Raw genomic sequence first — 19,353 nt, 5'->3', positions numbered from 1 at the left:
ACAGAAAGAGACCGCGCGCAGGATGTCACATCACATTGTTATTGTTGAGGATGAACCTGTTACTCAGGCCAGATTACAGGCCTATTTTGAGCAGGAGGGGTATCGCGTTTCGGTGACCGACAGCGGCGCGGGCCTGCGCGACATCATGGAGCATGAGCACGTTTCGCTGATCCTGCTGGATATCAACCTCCCCGACGAAAACGGGTTGATGCTGACCAGGGCGCTACGCGAACGTTCCACGGTGGGCATTATTCTGGTGACGGGGCGTTGCGACCAAATCGACCGCATCGTCGGGCTGGAGATGGGCGCGGACGACTACGTCACCAAGCCGCTGGAACTGCGCGAGCTGGTAGTGCGGGTGAAAAATCTTTTGTGGCGCATCGATCTGGCCCGCCCCACGCCGCAAAATGCCAGTGAAAACTGCTATATGTTTTCCGGTTACTGCCTGAACGTGATGAATCATACGCTGGAGCACAATGGTGAAGCCATTAAGCTTACGCGCGCGGAGTACGAGTTACTGCTGGCCTTTGTGACCAACCCAGGCAAAGTGCTGCATCGCGAACGTCTGCTGCGAATGCTTTCCGCCCGCCGCGTAGAGACTCCGGATCTCCGCACGATTGATGTCCTGGTTCGCCGCTTACGCCATAAAATTACGCCGGAACTGCTGGTCACACAGCATGGCGAAGGCTACTTTTTAGCCTCGGAGGTGTATTGATACAGATAGACGGGCCGAAATCCCGGAGGCGATAGCGAACGGCGAACGCGCGCGCTGTCGGCGTTGTTATGCGTCAAAATAAGCACCGGCGGGCTGATATTTTCAGGCACCGGTTGCCCCTGTAAGACCTTAATCGACTGCGTTATCGCTAATTCTCCCTGCCAGGCCATCTGATCGCTGAGCGCCATCAGGATATGGCCGCGTTTTAAACCGCGATAAACCTGATGCGTCAGATAAAATGAGACGATCGTGAGCGGAGTCGTCAAATTTCGCCCTTCGCCCATCGCCGCCTCCGCCGCTATCGCCGACCCGGCGACCACATTGGCGTCCGGATGGCGCTCCAGCATTTCCTGGAGTAAGTTTCGCTGCACTTCAATGTCGTTATCGCCCCAGGCGATATCCACAATGTTGATGGCGCTGCCTTTAATTGCCTGACGAAAACCCGCCACCATCTCCTGACTGCCGCCGGCTTCTTCCGGCCCCGGGAAGAGTAAAACGTTAAGCGCTTTTCCTTTGCTCCACTGCACCAGGAAACGTCCCGGCAGATACCCCATCTGAAACCACGGCAGACCAACGCGGGTTGCGACGCTGGCATCGTGAATCATGTTCACCAGTTCAATAACCGGCACATTACCGGCATACCGTTCCAGTTCCGGGAAACGATCGGTACTGCTGCCAAGCAGAATAGCGTCGGCGCCCCACTCCCGGCATTGCATCATTTGCTGTTGTTGCGTCGCCAGTTGCCGATAGCCATTCGCTTCCAGCACTTTTAAATCAACGCCATACAATTTGGCCGCTTTTTGCATCCCGTAGTTGACGGACAACCAGTAAGAATCTTTCAGGCTGGGGTATAATGCGCACAGTTTCCAGGGTTTACTCGCATTGACTGACGTTTGCCGCCAGGGAATCGCCCGATCGGCTCGCGTCCAGTGTAGCAGTCCGGTTTCGGCTGACGCCGTTTCTACATTCGAGACGATGATTATCAAAAAAAAGAACGAAATAAGCGCGCGCATGATAGCCCCACCAGCAACAAGGTTTTATCCTAATGGTTCTTCCGGCGGCAACTCAACCCATTTCACCCGCGGCGCATAAATGTCAACGCCTTCACTGACCCGCAGATTATGGCTGGCCTTCGCCCTGATGGCGGCGCTCACCCTGCTCAGCACCGTGATCGGCTGGATAAGCCTGCGCGTCATTAGTCAGGTGGAGCAAACCAATACGCAAGCGCTGCTCCCCACGATGAATATGGCCAGGCAGTTAAGCGAAGCCAGCGCTTACGAGCTCTTTTCCGCGCAAAATCTGACCAATGCCGACAGTGAGGGCGTTTGGCTGGCGCAGGGGAAGATGCTGAAAGCGCAAAGCCTTAAAATTAACCATCTTTTGCAGGCATTAAGCGAGCAGGGATTTAATACCTCGGCCATCGCCCGGCAAGAAAAAGAGATTGCACAAACGCTTGGGCAACAGGGAACGCTGGTCGGTGAAATTCTCACGCTGCGCGCACAGCAACAGCAGTTAAGCCGCCAGATTGCGGAGGCGGCGGAAAGCATTGCCGCCCAGGCTCACGGTCAGGCCAATAATGCAGCGACATCTGCAGGCGCCACCCAGGCCGGTATTTACGATCTTATCGAAAGCGGTAAAGGGGACCAGGCTGAACGCGCGCTTGACCGACTGATTGATATCGACCTTGAGTATGTGAATCAGATGAATGAGCTGCGGGTCAATGCCCTGCGGTTTAAGCAGCTCATTGTGACCTTAAAAGACGCGCAAGGGCTGAGCGATGCCGAGGACACCGATGAAAAACTTAATCAGTTGGTTAAAATTTTATCCCGCCGCCAGCAGCGTATAGAAGATCCTACCGTTCGCGCCCAAATCGCCGACGCGCTGGAGAAAATAAACCAGTACACCACACTGGTTACCCTGTTTCGTAAGGAAAACGCCATCCGCGACCAGCTTCAAACGCTTATGGCCAATAACCTCTTTCAGTTTACCCGCTTCAGTACGGAAGTGTCGCAGTTGGTGAACGCCATCGAAAAACGAAACGAGGCTGGGTTAGCGCGTCTTACACACGCCAGTCAGCGTGGGCAAATAGGGTTAGTGATCTTAGGCATCCTGGCGCTGTGCTCATTAAGTTTTATTCTTTGGCGAGTGGTTTACCGTTCCGTATCCCGCCCGCTGGCGCAACAAACTCAGGCCTTACAGCGGCTACTGGAGGGCGATATTGACTCACCGTTTCCGGAGGCGGCTGGCGTCAGCGAACTGGATACCATCAGCCGTCTGATGGAAGCGTTTCGCGCCAACGTGCGCAAATTGAACCGCCATCGTGAGGATTTGGCGGAACAGGTGCGATCGCAAACGGCGGAGCTTCATGCGCTGGTGCTGGAACACCGGCAGGCGCGCGCCGAAGCAGAAAAGGCCAACGAGGCGAAATCGACGTTCCTTGCCGCCATGAGCCATGAAATTCGCACGCCGCTTTACGGCATTCTCGGTACGGTACAATTGCTGGCCGATAAACCGCTCATGGCAAACTACCGCGACGACTTACAGGCCATTAATGATTCAGGCGAATCGCTACTGGCGATTCTTAACGATATTCTTGATTACTCGGCGATTGAAGTAGGCGGCACCAACGTTTCTATTAGCGAGGAGCCGTTTGAACCGCGACTATTGTTGAATAGCGCGCTGCATTTAATGCACAGCCGCGTGCAGGTGGCGCTCATCGCCGACTTTAGCGAGCAACTCCCCTCCACGCTACAAGGCGATCCGCGCCGGATACGTCAAATTGTGATTAATCTTTTAAGTAATGCGGCGAAATTTACCGATCGCGGCAGCATAGTGCTACGCACGTTTTGCGACGATCAGAGCTGGTTTATTGAGGTTGAAGATACCGGATGCGGTATCCCTGAAGCGAAGCTGACGGCTATTTTCAAACCGTTTGTGCAGGCGACAGGACGCCGGGGCGGGACGGGCCTGGGGCTGGCTATCAGCGCCAGCCTGGCAGAGGCGATGGGCGGGACGCTAACCGTCACCAGTACGCTTCATGTTGGCAGTTGTTTTCGCTTACAACTGCCGGTTCGCCACCCCAAACCCGCAAGCAAAAATGCGTTCAGGGAACCGATAAATCTTAACGGACTACGCCTGTTGCTGATTGAAGATAATATGCTGACGCAGCGTATTACCGCTGAAATGCTCACGGGTAAAGGGGTGAAGGTCTCAGTAGCTGAAAGTGCGAATGACGCGCTACGCCGTTTAGCCGAAGGCGAGCCCTTTGATGTGGCGCTGGTGGATTTTGATTTACCGGATTATGACGGCTTAACCCTGGCGCAGCAGTTGATGAGCCTGTATCCCGCCATGAAACGCATTGGTTTTAGCGCGCATGTGATAGACGATAATCTTCGTCAGCGTACCGCCGGTCTTTTCTGCGGGATTATTCAAAAGCCCGTTCCCCGCGAGGAGCTTTACCGTATGATAGCGCACTATTTACAGGGCAAATCTCACAACGCGCGGGCGATGCTGAATGAACATCAGCTTGCCGGCGATATGGCGTCTGTCGGCCCGGAAAAACTCCGGCAATGGGTCGCGTTATTCAAAGACAGCGCGCTGCCTTTAGTCGAGGAGATCGAGGCGGCGCGCGCCATGAATGACGACGTTAACATTAAGCGGCTGGCGCATAAATTAAAAAGCGGCTGCGCCAGCCTGGGGATGACGCAGGCAACCGAAGCCTGTCGGGAGCTGGAATTGCAACCGCTTAGCGATATAGATATTAAAACTATCGTGACGCAGGGAGTGACGGCGCTCGACGCATGGATAGCCGGTCATCCTTCGCCATAATAGCTTCCGGCTCGCCAAACGACGCGTTTCACATCGCCAGTTATCAGGACATAAAACAGTACGCCGAGGGTATAAGAGGGAAATAGCCTACGGCTACTGCCTGTTTAATGATTCTGTGTTTTTTCGTCCTGTAGCCGTGCCTGCTCCGCCAGGGCGGCAAAATCTTTTTCGCTGTAATAGTGCGCGGGAGGCGGTAGCTGCGCCATATCCTCGCTGGGCCACAATTGTAGTTGCGCCAGCGTGCTAAGCTGGATACCGCGCCAGCGATGGGGCAAGCTCAGCGGCAATAGCGGCATTATCTCGCCAGGAATGGCGGTCGGCAGGCGGTCATCGCCCATCTGATAATTACGATGCAGCACCAGATATTTTTCCGGTACCCGCCGCTGGCTGTTCCACCAACGGCCATCAAGCATATCAAACTGGAAACGGGTGATCTGCGCCGGCTGCGCTGCCAGCTGCGTCAGCGCTTGCCGCAGCGCGGTTTCCATCGCCGTGTTGTACATCTCTTGCGTTTTCGTCTGGCCGCCGACAATTAAAGACGCTGCCAGACGGGCTCCCGCGAGGTTAGAATAGAGATCTTCCGGCGAAAAAGCCGATACTCCCTCAGAAAATCCGCGAACAGACTCGAAACCGTACCATTGGGCGATTTCGTGCCACTCCGCCACCTGGAACGCCAGATGCGCCGACAGCCAGGCGGCCAGCGTGTAACGCTCGCGTGCATCGACCGGAGGGGTAAAAGCAGTAAAAACCAGACGCCGTTCGGCCAGCTCCTCGCCCAGATTCAGCGTAAAAGCCTGCCCCAGCTTTGGTAGTAGTTGGCTGAAGATATACACTGTCATATCAGCGGTATCCCGCACATGTGCGGTGTCGATGAATCCGCCACGCAAGGTATACACAATACCGTTATTCTCACCGCTAAGGCCAATCAGGTTTGCCACGCCCGAGTACAGATGGTCGTTGTACTGATGATGCCCCAGCGAGTCCACCGTCACGACGTTATTTAACTGATAGAACGGAACCGGCAGTCCCAGCAGCTCGGCATGCAGGTCGTAACCAAAAGCGCAACACGGCCGCAACCCCTTTGGCAGCGGCTGCGGCGGCATCGTCGGCCAGGCTTCACTGGCAGCAGGCATTGGGTGAGTGGACAAATAGAGCGACAGTGGTAAGGCGGCGCGGGCGCTCCCCGCCAGAAACAGCAGCGCCAGAAAGATAACCCGAACGACGGACCTCAAAATGCTTCTCCTACCTGAAAATAAAAACCGCTGCTAGCTTTGCCCACGCCGTAATCCAGCCGCACATTGACGCGCGGCTTGAACTCAAAGCGATAGCCCACGCCCGCAGAAGGCAGCCATCGCCCGTCATCCAGATGATGCAAAGACGATCCCATGGTGCCCGCGCCCACCCAACCGACAACGCCATGCCGCCAGCTCAGCTTATGGCGATATTCCAGCTGACCGCTGATAGCATTTTTATCGCGATAGCGCCCTTCATAATAGCCGCGCATACGATGGTTACTGCCCAGCAGCGGCAGCATATTCCACGGCACATCACCCTGAGTAAAGGCGCCGTCCGTTTCCCAGGCCAGCACATCTTTATCATTGAGGGCATAGTAACGACTATAGTGCAGTTGGTATTCATCGAACCGCGTATCGCTACCGACGTCCGGCGCGAAGTGGGTATAGCGAAGGGTGGCATACTGCCCTTTGCGTGGGTTAGGTATAAAATCACGATCATCCCAGCTAATCTCAACGCTACCGCCGTTACTCAGTGAAGAACAGCCCTGCGCTGTACTTTGAATTTTGGGCGGATCGGTCTCATCAATTTGCGCGGCGTGCTGTACATCCAGCGTCCAGCCAACGCCAAGATAGATATTGTTAACAAGCCGACGATACAGCATGGGTTGCAGATCCAGCACCTGCGCAGTATAGGCCTGCTTATGGCTGTCTTTATCACCGGCGGCAAAACCCTGTCCCCAATAGTAAGTGGGCGTGTCGCTCAATGCGCCAGTGAGGAAGAAACGCCAGCGATCTTGCGCGAAAAAAGCGTAATTTTGCAGGCTTACGCCAAAAGCGCCTGTGGAGCTGAAATAGCCGCTCAGCGACAGCGTGGATACCTGGCTAACCTTATCGGCAGGATCGGGGCGATACATACCGACGATAGCGGTGCCGATGCCCAGCCCCAGTTCAGGGGTATAAAATGGCCCGGGCATTACTCCCCAGTTGACGCCTTTGGCGGCATCGTAAGTATCGCTATCCCCCATTTGTTGTAGCCAGCCGTCCACCTGACTGCGGCTGGGCAGCGACGCCTGCGCCACGCCGGACAGCACACCGACGACGCAAAGCAACAGTCGGTAATGGCAGCGATTCAAAAGCGGTACTCACCGGCCACAAAGAAGCTATTGCGCTCGGCAAAGCCAAACTCGGTGGTAACGTTGAAATGGCGGGTTATTTCATACTGAGCGCCCAGCAGCATGTTCCACGGTGATTGTAGATGCTGTTTGACGTCAAAGCGGCCGTTATTGTTATAGTTAGCCATACTCACCAGCCTTTGTAGCGTCGCTGACGGCATGGTCAGGTCGTCGAGGCTGCCTTTAAACTCCTGCTGCACATCCTGATACATGCTGCCGACCCAGACGTTTAGCTTGCCCGACGGCAGATGCATCTTATCTATACCCGGGGTGGTAAAACGGTAACCAACGCGAGGTGAGACGGTAAAGGCGTCGATGCTGCCATCAAGAATATCGAACTGTGTCTGGGTGTAGTTAGCATCAACAGCGGTAAACCAGTTACCTACGCCGCCGACCAGCGTGGTGCCGATGCCATAGGTAGTGCCTTTAAAGTCGAGTTTAAATTTGAGGTTTTGCAGATCGGCGGGATGAAAAACGTGGCCATTTTTCGTCATCAACCCAACACCAATTTGCGAAACGGAATGACCATCGGTATAGCCCACCAGGCCGTACACATTCATAAATGGCAGCAGCCAGGCATCCAGCTTGACCGTTTCGGTCTTGCTCTTTTCACGGGTATGACCGACGTTAATTTTAAATGCGTTATCTAATGGAATTCCCCCGTTGGGACCTAAAGCCAGGCCATTAAAGTTGATGCTATCAACGTTAATATTCTGCCCAATATTCATGTAGTTAATATTGAGGCCAAATGGCTCGGGAAGCTCATAGCCACGCTTTCGGGCGTCATCACCCAGAAAAGGCAACACTGATGTACTGGCAGGCTTTGCCACCGGCGTTGTCGCAACTGGCGGTGTGGCAGCAGATGGGACGTCATCCTGATAGCTATAAACAGGCGACAGGTTCGCCGGGGGGCTGGTAGCCGCCCAGGTAGAAAAAGCCATAGCGGGCAGCGCCAGCAGCAAAAGGGAGCATTTTTTCATAATGATGAAGCGTTTATTCTGGCGAGAAGCGCCGCCGGATCGAAAGGAGGAGGGAGAATATAGTAATCGTCGCCTGGTAGGCGGGATTTCTGTGCGAATTAATCTTTTGAAATAAAAAACTATTTTCTACAACGTCTTTGTTGCAACACATTAGCTTCATGAGTGGAACTATCGGCCCGACGGCGATCGGGCCGGAGTGAATCAGGACAGAACATGTTGTTCAATCGCCCAAGCAACACCATCTTCAAGGTTCGATTTAGTCACAAAGTTAGCCACCTCTTTGACCGACGGAATGGCGTTGTCCATTGCCACGCCCATACCGGCGTATTCGATCATCGCAATGTCGTTTTCCTGATCGCCAATCGCCATCACCTCCTCTGGCTTAATACCCAGCGCCTCGGCCAGTGATTTTACGCCAGTGCCTTTATTAACCCGTTTATCGAGGATTTCAAGGAAGTACGGCGCACTTTTCAGCACGGTGTACTTTTCCTTCACCTCTGCCGGTATACGCGCAATCGCCCGGTCGAGAACGGCAGGCTCATCGATCATCATAACTTTCAGGAACTGGGTGTTCGGGTCCATCTTCTCCGCTTCACAAAATACCAGCGGAATGGTCGCCACATACGACTCATGCACCGTGTAGTAGCTGATATCGCGGTTAGCGGTATAAAGCGTATTTCGGTCTAATGCGTGGAAGTGAGAACCCACCTCACGGGACAGTTTTTCCAGGTAACGGTAGTCATCATAGCTGAGCGCCGTTTGCGCAACCGTACTGCCGTCCCCTGCTTTCTGCACCAGCGCCCCGTTATAGGTAATGCAATAATCACCGGGCTGTTCCATGTGAAGTTCTTTCAGGTAACTGTGCACACCCGCATACGGACGGCCTGTAGTCAGCACCACGTTTACCCCTTTTTCACGCGCAGCGGCAATCGCGTTTTTAACCGCCGGAGAAATGGTGTGATCGGGCAGCAGAAGGGTGCCATCCATGTCGATAGCAATGAGTTTAATAGCCATGAAATCCCCGCATTAAATGAGTCCTGACTCATGCTAACGCGATTCCGCTCAAAAAACAGTAAAGAATCCGAGAGAAAGGGGGATAAGATTCACAAACGAGATTCCCCTTTTCAGGCCGTATTCTCCCCTCCTGATGTATTAGATAACCTCATTAATCAAACAGAAAATACCGTTTTTCTAAAAGAATGCGTATTGCTACTTTGGACATCATCACTTAGAGCCTAATGGGATTGGTTCTTAATCAGTAAAAATCAACAAAAACTTATATTTTAAAATAACCTTATCCGATGAGAAGGAGATCGCTAATGTCGATGGCCCTTACCGCCCCCCCAACCAGGAAAAGATTTTTAATCGTTGCCTGTCTGTTTATTGGAATATTTATTGCTTATCTCGATCGCGTTAATGTTTCGGTATTAGCCGCGAATGAACCCTTCTTAGCCTATATGGGTATTGAAGGTATGCCCTTGCAAATCGGCATGATGATGACCGTCTTTCTGGCCGCTTATGGTATCGCTAACGTTGTATTATCACCGCTTGGCGATTATCTCGGCCCCAGAAAAGCAATGATGCTTTGTATTCTGATCTGGACTATCGCTTTAATGATTGGCGGAGTCGCCACATCATTCGCTCTAATTATTATTTGCCGTATATTACTGGGCATCGGAGAGGGATTTTATTATCCACTGCAAAGCGTATTTATTAAAAACTGGTTCCCGAAGCAGGAGCGCGGCAGAGCAAACGCGGCGTGGATCGTCGGCCAGTCGGTGGCACCCGCCATTGCGATGCCTTTTTTCACCTGGTGGATAGGCACCCACGGCTGGCGTTCCAACTTTTTCTTATGCGCCGCTCTCGGGTTAATCCCTCTTTGGCTACTTTGGCGATATGTTGCTGATAAACCAGAACAACATAAAAGTATCAGCGAACAAGAACTGGCTTATATCAAAGCTGGACAGGAAACGGAAAGCGCAGGCAACAGCGAAAGTTTTATGTTGCGGGTAAAACCGGTGATTACCAACTACAGCTATTGGCTGCTGGTACTGTGGTATCTGTGTCTGCAATGTTTATATTGGGGAATGATTACCTGGCTACCAACCTATCTAAAATCAGCCAGAGGGTTCAGTTGGGCGGAAATGGGTTGGCTGGCGTCGCTTCCCTTTGTCCTGTCGATATTTGCCAAAGCGGCCGCAGGCGTCTTCGTCGATAAAATAGGACGCAGCGCTCCCATATTAATGGTGTTAATGTTTTTCGCTGGCGTCAGTATCTATTTCGGTACCATAACCGAACATAAATATATGTCAGCAGTACTCCTCTCCTTTGCTGTGGCTTTCTGTACGATGGGCACCCCCGTTGCCTGGACGTTATTACAGGGAATGATACCAGGAAAATCCATATCCGCCGCCAGCGGCGTAATGAACGGCGTCGCCAATGGACTCTCTTCATTATCTCCCGTATTTATCGGCTTATTTATTTCTATCACTGGAACTTATACCGGCGGCTTACTATGCCTGGTTTTTATCAGCGCTATCGCCGTGGTATCGGCATTAATCTTAACGATTAAAAAATATTAATTACGAGGAGTAAATTATGAAAATTACCAGCGTTGATATTATTGATGTGGCGAACGATTTTGCGTCCGCCACCAGCAAATGGCGTCCGGTGGTGGTAAAAATTAATACCGATGAGGGCATTTCCGGTTTTGGCGAAGTCGGGCTGGCTTACGGCGTCGGTGCCTCTGCGGGCATCGGCATGGCAAAAGATTTAGCCTCCATTATCATCGGCATGGACCCGATGAATAACGAAGCTATCTGGGAAAAGATGCTCAAAAAAACCTTCTGGGGGCAGGGCGGCGGCGGCATTTTTTCCGCGGCGATGAGCGGCATCGATATCGCGCTGTGGGATATCAAAGGCAAAGCGTGGGGCGTACCGCTGTATAAAATGCTTGGCGGCAAAAGCCGCGAGAAAATCAGAACCTACGCCAGTCAGCTACAGTTTGGTTGGGGGGACGGCAGCGATAAAGATATGCTGACCGAGCCGGAGCAGTATGCACAGGCGGCGCTGACCGCCGTCAGCGAAGGCTATGACGCAATAAAAGTGGATACCGTCGCAATGGATCGCCACGGCAACTGGAACCAGCAAAACCTCAACGGGCCTCTCACCGATAAAATCCTGCGCCTGGGCTATGACCGTATGGCCGCCATACGTGATGCAGTCGGCCCGGACGTGGATATCATCGCCGAAATGCACGCTTTTACGGATACCACCTCGGCGATTCAGTTTGGCCGCATGATCGAAGAACTGGGCATCTTCTACTACGAGGAACCGGTTATGCCGCTGAACCCAGGGCAGATGAAGCAGGTTGCCGATAAGGTCAATATTCCGCTGGCGGCTGGGGAACGCATATACTGGCGCTGGGGATACCGCCCTTTCCTGGAAAACGGCAGCCTGAGCGTGATTCAGCCCGATATCTGCACCTGCGGCGGCATCACCGAAGTGAAGAAAATCTGCGATATGGCGCACGTTTACGACAAAACGGTGCAAATCCACGTTTGCGGAGGGCCGATTTCCACAGCGGTGGCGCTGCATATGGAAACCGCAATCCCTAACTTCGTTATCCACGAACTGCACAGGTATGCGCTGCTGGAACCGAATACACAGACCTGTAAATACAACTACCTGCCGAAGAACGGCATGTACGAAGTCCCGGAGCTTCCCGGCATCGGCCAGGAACTGACCGAAGAAACCATGAAAAAATCACCAACCATCACCGTAAAATAAACCAACTGTCTGCCTGCGCCGCAGGCAGACCCCCTGTATTTGCGAGTCGTATCAACGCGACCTTATCCAGCCTGAGATAAAATCTTCTCTGTAAAGGGGTAAGACAGGTGGCAAATGAATTTAACTATCCGGCAATTTCGCGCGTTTCTGGCCGTCGCGGATTTGCGCAGTTTTACCGCTGCCAGCAAATATCTGTGCATCACGCAGGGCGCCGTTAGCGGTTTAATCAACGAAATGGAAAGCCAGATGGAGGTTTCCCTTTTCGACCGCACTTCGCGCGTGGTGAAGCTGTCGCCCGACGGAGAAAAATTTTTGCCCTCCGCTATGCGGGTGGTTGAAGAATTCCAGCGAGCTGAAAACTATGCTCGCGACCTGAAAGAGATCAAAAAATCCCTGGTACGGGTTGTTGGCGCGCCGCTGATCGCCTGTGCTTTTCTACCGCAAATCATCCATGCCTTTAAGCGGCAGCATCCGCATACCCACGTACAGCTTATTGATAAGCCCATGTCGCAATTACAAAAAAGCATTATGCTGGGAGAAGCGGATTTCGGTATCGGCCCTGAGCGGCCGCTGGAACCGGAAATCGATAAACAAACGCTGTTCACAACGGAAATCGCCCTGTACTGCCATCCTGACTATCGTCTGCATAAAAAAGCGGTACGCTGGGAAGAGATTCAAAGCGAAGAGCTGATCGCCGTTGGCAACGAATCCGTTCCGATGATCTCCGCGACCGCTGGCGTGCGCATTAAGCCCAAAATGACGGTGGAACATATGGCGACCGCCATGTCGCTGGCGGCGCAGTGTGAAGGCGTGGTGATCGCCGGAACCTTTTCCCGCCATTACGCCAAAAGCTACCAATTAGCGACCTGTTCGCTCACGCCTCCGCTGCGGCGCAATATGAACCTTTATTTCCATGCGTGGCGCGCACAAACGCCCGCCACTCAGCGCTTTAGAGATTTTTTATTCAGCTATGTCGATGAACATCATGATGCCCCGGCCAACCAGCGGTAGGCCGGGGATTAAGGCAGGTTAAATATCGATATTCGCTGCTTTCAGGGCGTTCTCTTCAATAAAGGCACGACGCGGCTCAACGGCATCACCCATCAGCGTGGTGAACAGCTGGTCGGCAGCAATCGCATCTTTAACGGTCACGCGCAGCATACGGCGGCTTTCCGGGTCCATGGTGGTTTCCCACAACTGATCCGGGTTCATTTCACCCAGACCTTTATAACGCTGGATAGCCAGACCGCGACGTGATTCTTTCACCAGCCACTCCAGCGCCTGCTCGAAGCTGGTTACCGGCTGGCGACGCTCGCCGCGTTCGATAAACGCGTCCTCTTCAATCAGACCGCGCAGCTTCTCGCCCAGCGTGCAGATACGACGATATTCCGCGCCGGTCACAAACTCGTGATCCAACGGATAATCGGTATCCACGCCATGCGTACGCACGCGAACGATAGGCTCGAACAGATTCTGTTCCGTATTAGTATGAACATCGAACTTCCACTGACTGCCGTGCTGCTCTTTCTCGTTCAGCTCGGTAATCAGCGCATTCACCCAGCGCGTTACAGTCTGCTCATCAGAAAGATCGGCTTCGGTCAGAGTTGGCTGATACACCAGCTCTTTGAGCAGCGCTTTCGGGAAGCGACGCTCCATACGACCAATCATTTTCTGCGCGGCGTTATATTCAGAGACCAGTTTTTCTAACGCTTCGCCGGATAGCGCCGGCGCATGAGCGTTCGCGTGCAGAGTCGCACCGTCAAGCGCGATGGAAATCTGGTACTGATCCATCGCTTCGTCGTCTTTAATGTACTGTTCCTGCTTGCCTTTCTTGACTTTGTACAGCGGCGGCTGCGCAATGTAGACGTGGCCGCGCTCGACGATTTCCGGCATCTGACGATAGAAGAAGGTCAACAGCAGCGTACGGATGTGCGAGCCGTCGACGTCCGCATCGGTCATGATGATGATGCTATGATAGCGCAGCTTGTCCGGGTTGTACTCGTCGCGACCGATACCGCAGCCCAGCGCGGTGATCAGCGTCGCCACTTCCTGAGAGGAGAGCATCTTGTCGAAGCGCGCTTTCTCGACGTTGAGGATTTTACCTTTCAGCGGCAGAATCGCCTGGTTCTTGCGGTTACGCCCCTGCTTCGCAGAGCCGCCCGCGGAGTCCCCTTCCACCAGGTACAGTTCGGACAGCGCCGGGTCGCGTTCCTGGCAGTCGGCCAGTTTGCCCGGCAGGCCCGCTAAGTCCAGCGCGCCTTTACGACGGGTCATTTCACGGGCGCGACGCGCCGCTTCACGCGCACGCGCGGCGTCGATAATTTTGCCGACGACGATTTTCGCGTCAGATGGGTTTTCCAGCAGGTATTCGCTCAGCAGTTCGTTCATCTGCTGTTCTACCGCCGATTTCACCTCGGAAGAGACCAGCTTGTCTTTGGTCTGCGAGGAGAACTTCGGATCCGGCACCTTCACGGAAACCACCGCAATCAGGCCTTCACGGGCATCATCACCGGTGGCGCTGACTTTGGCTTTTTTGCTGTAGCCTTCTTTGTCCATGTAGGCGTTCAGCGTACGGGTCATCGCCGCACGGAAGCCTGCCAGGTGAGTACCGCCGTCGCGCTGCGGAATGTTGTTGGTAAAGCAGTAGATGTTTTCCTGGAAACCATCGTTCCACTGCAGCGCTACTTCCACGCCGATACCGTCTTTTTCGGTGGAGAAATAGAAGATATTCGGGTGGATCGGCGTTTTATTCTTGTTCAGATATTCAACAAACGCCTTGATGCCGCCTTCGTAGTGGAAATGATCTTCTTTGCCGTCGCGCTTGTCACGCAGGCGGATGGAAACGCCTGAGTTCAGGAATGACAGTTCACGCAGGCGTTTCGCCAGGATCTCATATTCAAATTCAGTGACGTTAGTGAAGGTTTCGTGGCTCGGCCAGAAACGTACCATCGTGCCGGTTTTATCGGTATCGCCAGTGACGGCCAGGGGTGCCTGCGGCACGCCGTGCTCGTAGATCTGACGGTGAATTTTGCCATCTCGCTGGATAACCAGCTCCAGTTTTTGCGACAGAGCGTTGACTACCGAGACGCCCACGCCGTGCAGACCACCGGAGACTTTATAGGAGTTATCGTCAAATTTACCGCCCGCGTGCAGAACGGTCATGATCACTTCCGCCGCCGAGACGCCTTCTTCCGGGTGAATCCCGGTCGGAATGCCACGGCCATCATCCGTTACGGACACGGAGTTATCGGCGTGAATAGTCACGACGATATCTTTACAGTGACCTGCGAGCGCTTCGTCGATAGCGTTATCTACCACCTCGAATACCATGTGGTGCAGACCGGTGCCGTCATCCGTGTCGCCGATATACATACCCGGGCGCTTACGCACCGCATCCAGCCCTTTCAGGACTTTGATACTGGAGGAGTCATAAGAATTCGACATCAACGTTTCTCGCTCATTTAATCTTGGGTTAATCCGTTATTTTACCCTTTTCCACGGTAAACATCTTCGAATTTTCATCCGACATGTCTATAACGTGTTCAGCGCTAATTGCGCTGACAAAGACCTGCGATTGCGTGGCTTTTAAGCGGCTGGCCAGCAGTCCGCGACGCGCATCGTCAAGTTCAGAGGCAAAATCATCTATCAGGTACAGGCAGCGCCGCCCGCTTTCGCGGGTGAGGAACTCGCCCTGCGCCAGACGTAAGGCGCACATCAATAACTTTAGCTGCCCGCGCGACAGGGTATCTTCCACCGGCGCGCCGTCAGCGCGAATGCGAAAGTCCGCTTTATGCGGCCCGTGCGCGGTGTAGGTCAACATACGGTCACGCTCAAAGCTTCGCTCCAGCACGTCCGCATAGTCTGTCTCTTTCTCCCAGCCGCGCTGGAAAGAGAACGTCAGGGAAAATTCAGGTAAAAACTGCTGACAGGTATCCGCCATGTCCTGTGCGATAGCGATGCTGTACTCCGCCCGCCAGGTACTAATTTGTTCCGCCAACGGGATCAGCTCTTTATCCCACGGGCGCAATTGCTCATAACGACTCACCTGGCGCAGCGCAGCATTACGCTGTTTCAGCAATCGTTTCAGGTTACTCCAGGCGGTGAAGAATCCGGCTTCGTTGTGAAAGCATCCCCAGTCAAGGAACGCTCTTCTGTATTTGGGGCCGCCGTTGAGTAAAGTAAACCCCTCCGGCGTAATCAACTGCATCGGCATTAAATGCGCCAGCTCCGCGATCTTGTGACCGTCGGTACCATCGATACGGACTTTGCTGTCGCCCTGCTTATCTTTGGTTAAGCCAATCGACGTCTCACGCTCTTCGCCCTGTAATCGCCCGTGAAGAACAAACGCTTCCTGCTCATGACGAATCACGCGGCCAGGCTGCAAACTGCGAAACGCCCGACCGTGGCCAAGCGTATAGATAGCTTCCAACACGCTGGTTTTGCCGCTGCCGTTGGCGCCAACCAGGAAGTTAAAGCCGGGGGATAAAGCGAGATCCGCATTTTCTATGTTGCGGAAGTCTTTGATTAAAAGGCGCGTCAGTGACATATATTAGTACATTCGTCCAGGGGCGTGTGTGTCGCAGCCAGTTCGTCTACCGCCAGCGCGCAGAAAGCGGAGCGTACACGAAGTACGTGAGCATTTCGAGCACTGCCGGGAGGCGAAATGGCAAGTAAACCAGCCCCTTTTCAGATTCTACAGCCTCATTGGCATAACAACATAGGCAGCCGACTGTGACGCCGCATCTTCAATCTGTACGCTGGATACGGAATCCGTCAGCATAATGCGCACGGTTTCGCACTTCAGCGCATTGAGCACGTCCAGCACGTAACTGACGTTAAAGCCGATTTCCATCTCCGTCCCGCCGTAGCTCACGTCCAGAATCTCTTCCGCTTCTTCCTGCTCCGGGTTATTGGCGGTGATTTTGAGCTGATTCTCACTGACGTACAGACGCACGCCGCGGAATTTCTCATTCGAGAGGATTGCCGCGCGGGCAAACGCCTGCTTGAGGATATCGCAGCCCGCTTCCAGATGTTTATCCGGATTCTTCGGCAGAACGCGACGGTAATCCGGGAAGCGACCATCCACCAGCTTCGAGGTAAAGATAAAGTCGCCGACGTGCGCGCGGATATTATTACTGCCGATCTGCACGCGCAGCGGGTTTTCGCCGCCGTCGAGCATACGCATCAGTTCAATCACGCCTTTACGCGGCACAATCACCGAGTGGCTGGGTAAAGACGCTTCCAGCGGCATTGAGCACACCGCCAGACGGTGGCCGTCGGTCGCGACAGTGCGCAGTTCGCTACCTTCCGTTTCAAACAGCATACCGTTTAAGTAGTAGCGCACATCCTGATGGGCCATCGAAAACTGGGTCGCTTCAATCAGGCGCTTCATCGTGGCCTGCGGCAGCGTAAATTCAACTTCGCTTTGCCAGTCGTCAAGATTCGGGAAATCGGCGGCAGGCAGCGTAGACAGCGAGAAGCGGCTACGGCCAGAACGCACCAACATCCGATCGCCTTCCAACTGAACGGCAATCTCCGCGCCCTCCGGCAGGCCGCGGCAGATATCAAAGAATTTCCGCGCCGGCACGGTAGTGGCGCCTGGCTCATGCGGCTGAGAAAGCGTAACGCGCGCGACCATCTCCATTTCAAGATCGGTGCCGGTCAGAGAAAGCGTACCGTCCGCTACCTGGAGGAGCAGGTTACCGAGAATCGGCAGCGTAGGACGACCGCCCAGCGGGCCGCTGACCTGCTGAAGCGGTTTTAATAAATGTTCACGTTCAACGGTAAATTTCATAGGATCACGACGACAATGTTCTGATTAAATTCGAAAAATCTTCTTTGATATCGTGGCTTTCTTCACGCAGTTGCTCAATTTTACGACAGGCATGAAGTACGGTAGTGTGGTCGCGCCCGCCAAACGCATCGCCGATTTCCGGCAGACTGTGGTTGGTGAGCTCTTTTGCCAGCGCCATAGCCATCTGGCGCGGACGTGCTACCGAGCGAGATCGACGCTTAGAAAGCAGATCTGCAATTTTGATTTTGTAATACTCCGCCACCGTCTTCTGAATATTGTCGATGGTGACCAGTTTTTCCTGCAACGCCAGTAAATCGCGCAGCGCTTCGCGCACAAAGTCGATAGTAATCGCCCGGCCGGTAAAGTTGGCATTGGCGATCACCCGGTTCAGCGCGCCTTCCAGTTCACGTACGTTAGAGCGTAGACGCTTGGCGATAAAGAACGCGACCTCGCCTGGCAGACGAATATCATTTTCGTCCGCTTTTTTCATCAGGATCGCCACGCGGGTTTCCAGTTCTGGCGGTTCGATCGCCACTGTCAGCCCCCAACCAAAGCGGGACTTGAGACGATCCTCAACGCCGTTGATCTCTTTCGGATAGCGATCCGACGTCAAAATGATCTGCTGATTGCCTTCCAGCAGAGCGTTAAAGGTGTGGAAAAACTCTTCCTGGGATCGTTCTTTATTGGCGAAGAATTGAATATCGTCGATCAGCAATGCGTCAACGGAGCGGTAGTAGCGTTTAAACTCTTCGATGGCGTTATTTTGCAGGGCTTTTACCATGTCCTGCACAAAGCGCTCGGAGTGCATATACACGACTTTCGCGTTGGGTTTACGCGCCATAATGCCGTTACCCACCGCGTGCAGCAGGTGAGTTTTACCCAGACCGGTGCCGCCATAGAGGAATAACGGGTTATAAGCGCCGCCTGGATTATCCGCCACCTGACGTGCCGCCGCGCGCGCCAGTTGGTTGGATTTACCTTCGACGAAGTTATCAAATGTATGTTTAACATTGACGTTGGAGCGGTAGGTCGGCTCCGCCGGCGCTGGTACGTTATCCCAGCCCGAACGGGCCGCAGGCGCTACGCGCTGCGGCTGCGCCGTCGTTGTCTGCGCAGGCGCGACAACGTTATGCACAGGCGTTTTTAGCGTTTGCGTAACGGGCTTTGTTCCCACTTCAAAACGCAGTTGTGGGGCATCCGCGCCGCAGAATGTGTTGAGTAATCCATTGATATTGTTGAGGTACTTATCTCTTACCCAATCGAGCACAAAACGGTTTGGCGCATACAAAGCCAGCGTGTTATCGCTCAGTTCCGCCTGCAACGGGCGTATCCACATACTGAATTCTGTGGCTGGTAACTCATCCTGCAATCGGGCAAGACACTGCTGCCAAAGCGAAAGTGACACGGCGGACTCCACTCGAACAAAAGTCGATAAATGACAAAGGCTGATACATTAATGATTGTTGGCGCACGTCGATAAGACCCTGCATGAAGGGTGACGCACGAACCGCTGTCTGCGGTTTTCACGGATCTTTCAAACGATCGCGACTTCACGCAGTCTGAAAGATTTCGTGTTCATGCCTGACCAGGATCGTTTGAAACGATCAGGACCGCGGATCATAGCCTAAACTGAGCAAGAGATCTTCTGTTTCTCACAGATTCTTCCCGATTTATCCACAGGACTTTCCAGGAAAGGATAAGTGTAATCGATCCAGGGGAACTCCTGTACGCTTTCGCGCGCATATTGAAAAAATTAATAGGTAAAGGTGAGCAGACGCCTAAAAGATCGCATAAAGATCCAGGGCGATCCTTGCGCTTTACCTGGCAGTCCGTATAATTC

General features: G+C 53.6%; 14 protein-coding genes. 5 read left to right on the top strand and 9 right to left on the bottom strand.

Going from position 1 to position 19,353, the window contains the following annotated elements; genetic code table 11:
• Positions 1-22: 22 nt before the first annotated feature.
• Positions 23-715: a two-component system response regulator TorR gene (gene torR / locus ACLD3P_RS19805; protein ID WP_001562512.1), complete on the top strand. Its 693-nt coding sequence runs from the start codon at positions 23-25 to the stop codon at positions 713-715.
• Here the strand turns inward: torR and torT are convergent.
• The gene (gene torT, locus ACLD3P_RS19800) at positions 688-1,728 is read right to left on the bottom strand and encodes a TMAO reductase system periplasmic protein TorT (protein ID WP_001202038.1); all 1,041 of its coding nucleotides are present in this window, start codon (positions 1,726-1,728) and stop codon (positions 688-690) included. The genes torR and torT overlap by 28 nt on opposite strands.
• Positions 1,729-1,807: 79 nt before the next feature.
• Between torT and torS the strand changes: the two genes are divergently transcribed.
• A complete protein-coding gene (torS, locus tag ACLD3P_RS19795; protein WP_131046863.1) occupies positions 1,808-4,543 on the top strand; it encodes a TMAO reductase system sensor histidine kinase/response regulator TorS in 2,736 nt (911 codons plus the stop codon).
• 104 nt (positions 4,544-4,647) lie between these two features.
• Here torS and ACLD3P_RS19790 read toward each other — a convergent pair whose 3' ends face one another.
• The 4 genes from ACLD3P_RS19790 to yidA all read right to left on the bottom strand — a co-directional run bounded on the left by ACLD3P_RS19790 (position 4,648) and on the right by yidA (position 8,944).
• Positions 4,648-5,775 carry a DUF4056 domain-containing protein gene (locus tag ACLD3P_RS19790; RefSeq protein WP_023205172.1) on the bottom strand — a complete coding sequence of 376 codons (1,128 nt, stop codon included), beginning with the start codon at positions 5,773-5,775 and terminating at the stop codon, positions 4,648-4,650.
• Positions 5,772-6,911, bottom strand: coding sequence for a BamA/TamA family outer membrane protein (locus tag ACLD3P_RS19785; RefSeq protein WP_131046864.1), 1,140 nt, complete (start codon positions 6,909-6,911; stop codon positions 5,772-5,774). The genes ACLD3P_RS19790 and ACLD3P_RS19785 overlap by 4 nt, the downstream gene beginning before the upstream one ends.
• Entirely contained in the window at positions 6,908-7,930 is a 1,023-nt protein-coding gene (locus ACLD3P_RS19780) for a hypothetical protein (protein ID WP_131046865.1), read from the bottom strand. Before ACLD3P_RS19780 ends, ACLD3P_RS19785 begins: the two co-directional genes overlap by 4 nt.
• Before the next feature lie 201 nt (positions 7,931-8,131).
• Positions 8,132-8,944: a sugar-phosphatase gene (yidA, locus tag ACLD3P_RS19775; protein WP_000985571.1), complete on the bottom strand. Its 813-nt coding sequence runs from the start codon at positions 8,942-8,944 to the stop codon at positions 8,132-8,134.
• Positions 8,945-9,249: 305 nt separating this feature from the next.
• Here yidA and ACLD3P_RS19770 point away from each other — a divergent pair, with 305 nt between their 5' ends.
• The 3 genes from ACLD3P_RS19770 to ACLD3P_RS19760 all read left to right on the top strand — a co-directional run bounded on the left by ACLD3P_RS19770 (position 9,250) and on the right by ACLD3P_RS19760 (position 12,730).
• Positions 9,250-10,512 carry an MFS transporter gene (locus ACLD3P_RS19770; protein ID WP_000061257.1) on the top strand — a complete coding sequence of 421 codons (1,263 nt, stop codon included), beginning with the start codon at positions 9,250-9,252 and terminating at the stop codon, positions 10,510-10,512.
• 13 nt (positions 10,513-10,525) lie between these two features.
• Positions 10,526-11,719: a mandelate racemase/muconate lactonizing enzyme family protein gene (locus ACLD3P_RS19765; RefSeq protein WP_023245509.1), complete on the top strand. Its 1,194-nt coding sequence runs from the start codon at positions 10,526-10,528 to the stop codon at positions 11,717-11,719.
• 114 nt (positions 11,720-11,833) lie between these two features.
• Complete coding sequence (locus ACLD3P_RS19760) at positions 11,834-12,730, top strand: LysR family transcriptional regulator (protein WP_411006630.1); 897 nt, start codon at positions 11,834-11,836, stop codon at positions 12,728-12,730.
• An 18-nt stretch (positions 12,731-12,748) separates the two neighbouring features.
• Here ACLD3P_RS19760 and gyrB read toward each other — a convergent pair whose 3' ends face one another.
• From gyrB to dnaA, 4 genes are all read right to left on the bottom strand, one after another.
• A complete protein-coding gene (gene gyrB, locus ACLD3P_RS19755) occupies positions 12,749-15,163 on the bottom strand; it encodes a DNA topoisomerase (ATP-hydrolyzing) subunit B (RefSeq protein WP_411006631.1) in 2,415 nt (804 codons plus the stop codon).
• A 28-nt stretch (positions 15,164-15,191) separates the two neighbouring features.
• On the bottom strand, positions 15,192-16,265 hold the full coding sequence (gene recF, locus ACLD3P_RS19750) for a DNA replication/repair protein RecF (protein WP_000060079.1): 1,074 nt from the start codon (positions 16,263-16,265) through the stop codon (positions 15,192-15,194).
• A gap of 147 nt (positions 16,266-16,412) precedes the next feature.
• Positions 16,413-17,513 (bottom strand): DNA polymerase III subunit beta, encoded by a 1,101-nt coding sequence (gene dnaN, locus ACLD3P_RS19745; protein ID WP_000673474.1) that lies wholly within the window; start codon positions 17,511-17,513, stop codon positions 16,413-16,415.
• A 4-nt stretch (positions 17,514-17,517) separates the two neighbouring features.
• Positions 17,518-18,918, bottom strand: a complete 1,401-nt coding sequence (gene dnaA / locus ACLD3P_RS19740) for a chromosomal replication initiator protein DnaA (protein WP_000059093.1) — start codon at positions 18,916-18,918, stop codon at positions 17,518-17,520.
• Between the last annotated feature and the right edge of the window lie 435 nt (positions 18,919-19,353).

It is taken from the genome of Salmonella sp. 741265073_HBA, assembly GCF_046569105.1.
In the GTDB taxonomy this organism is placed as follows: Bacteria; Pseudomonadota; Gammaproteobacteria; order Enterobacterales; family Enterobacteriaceae; genus Salmonella; species Salmonella enterica.
Note: the sequence above shows the minus strand (reverse complement) of the source record. Positions and strands in the feature narration are given on the sequence as shown.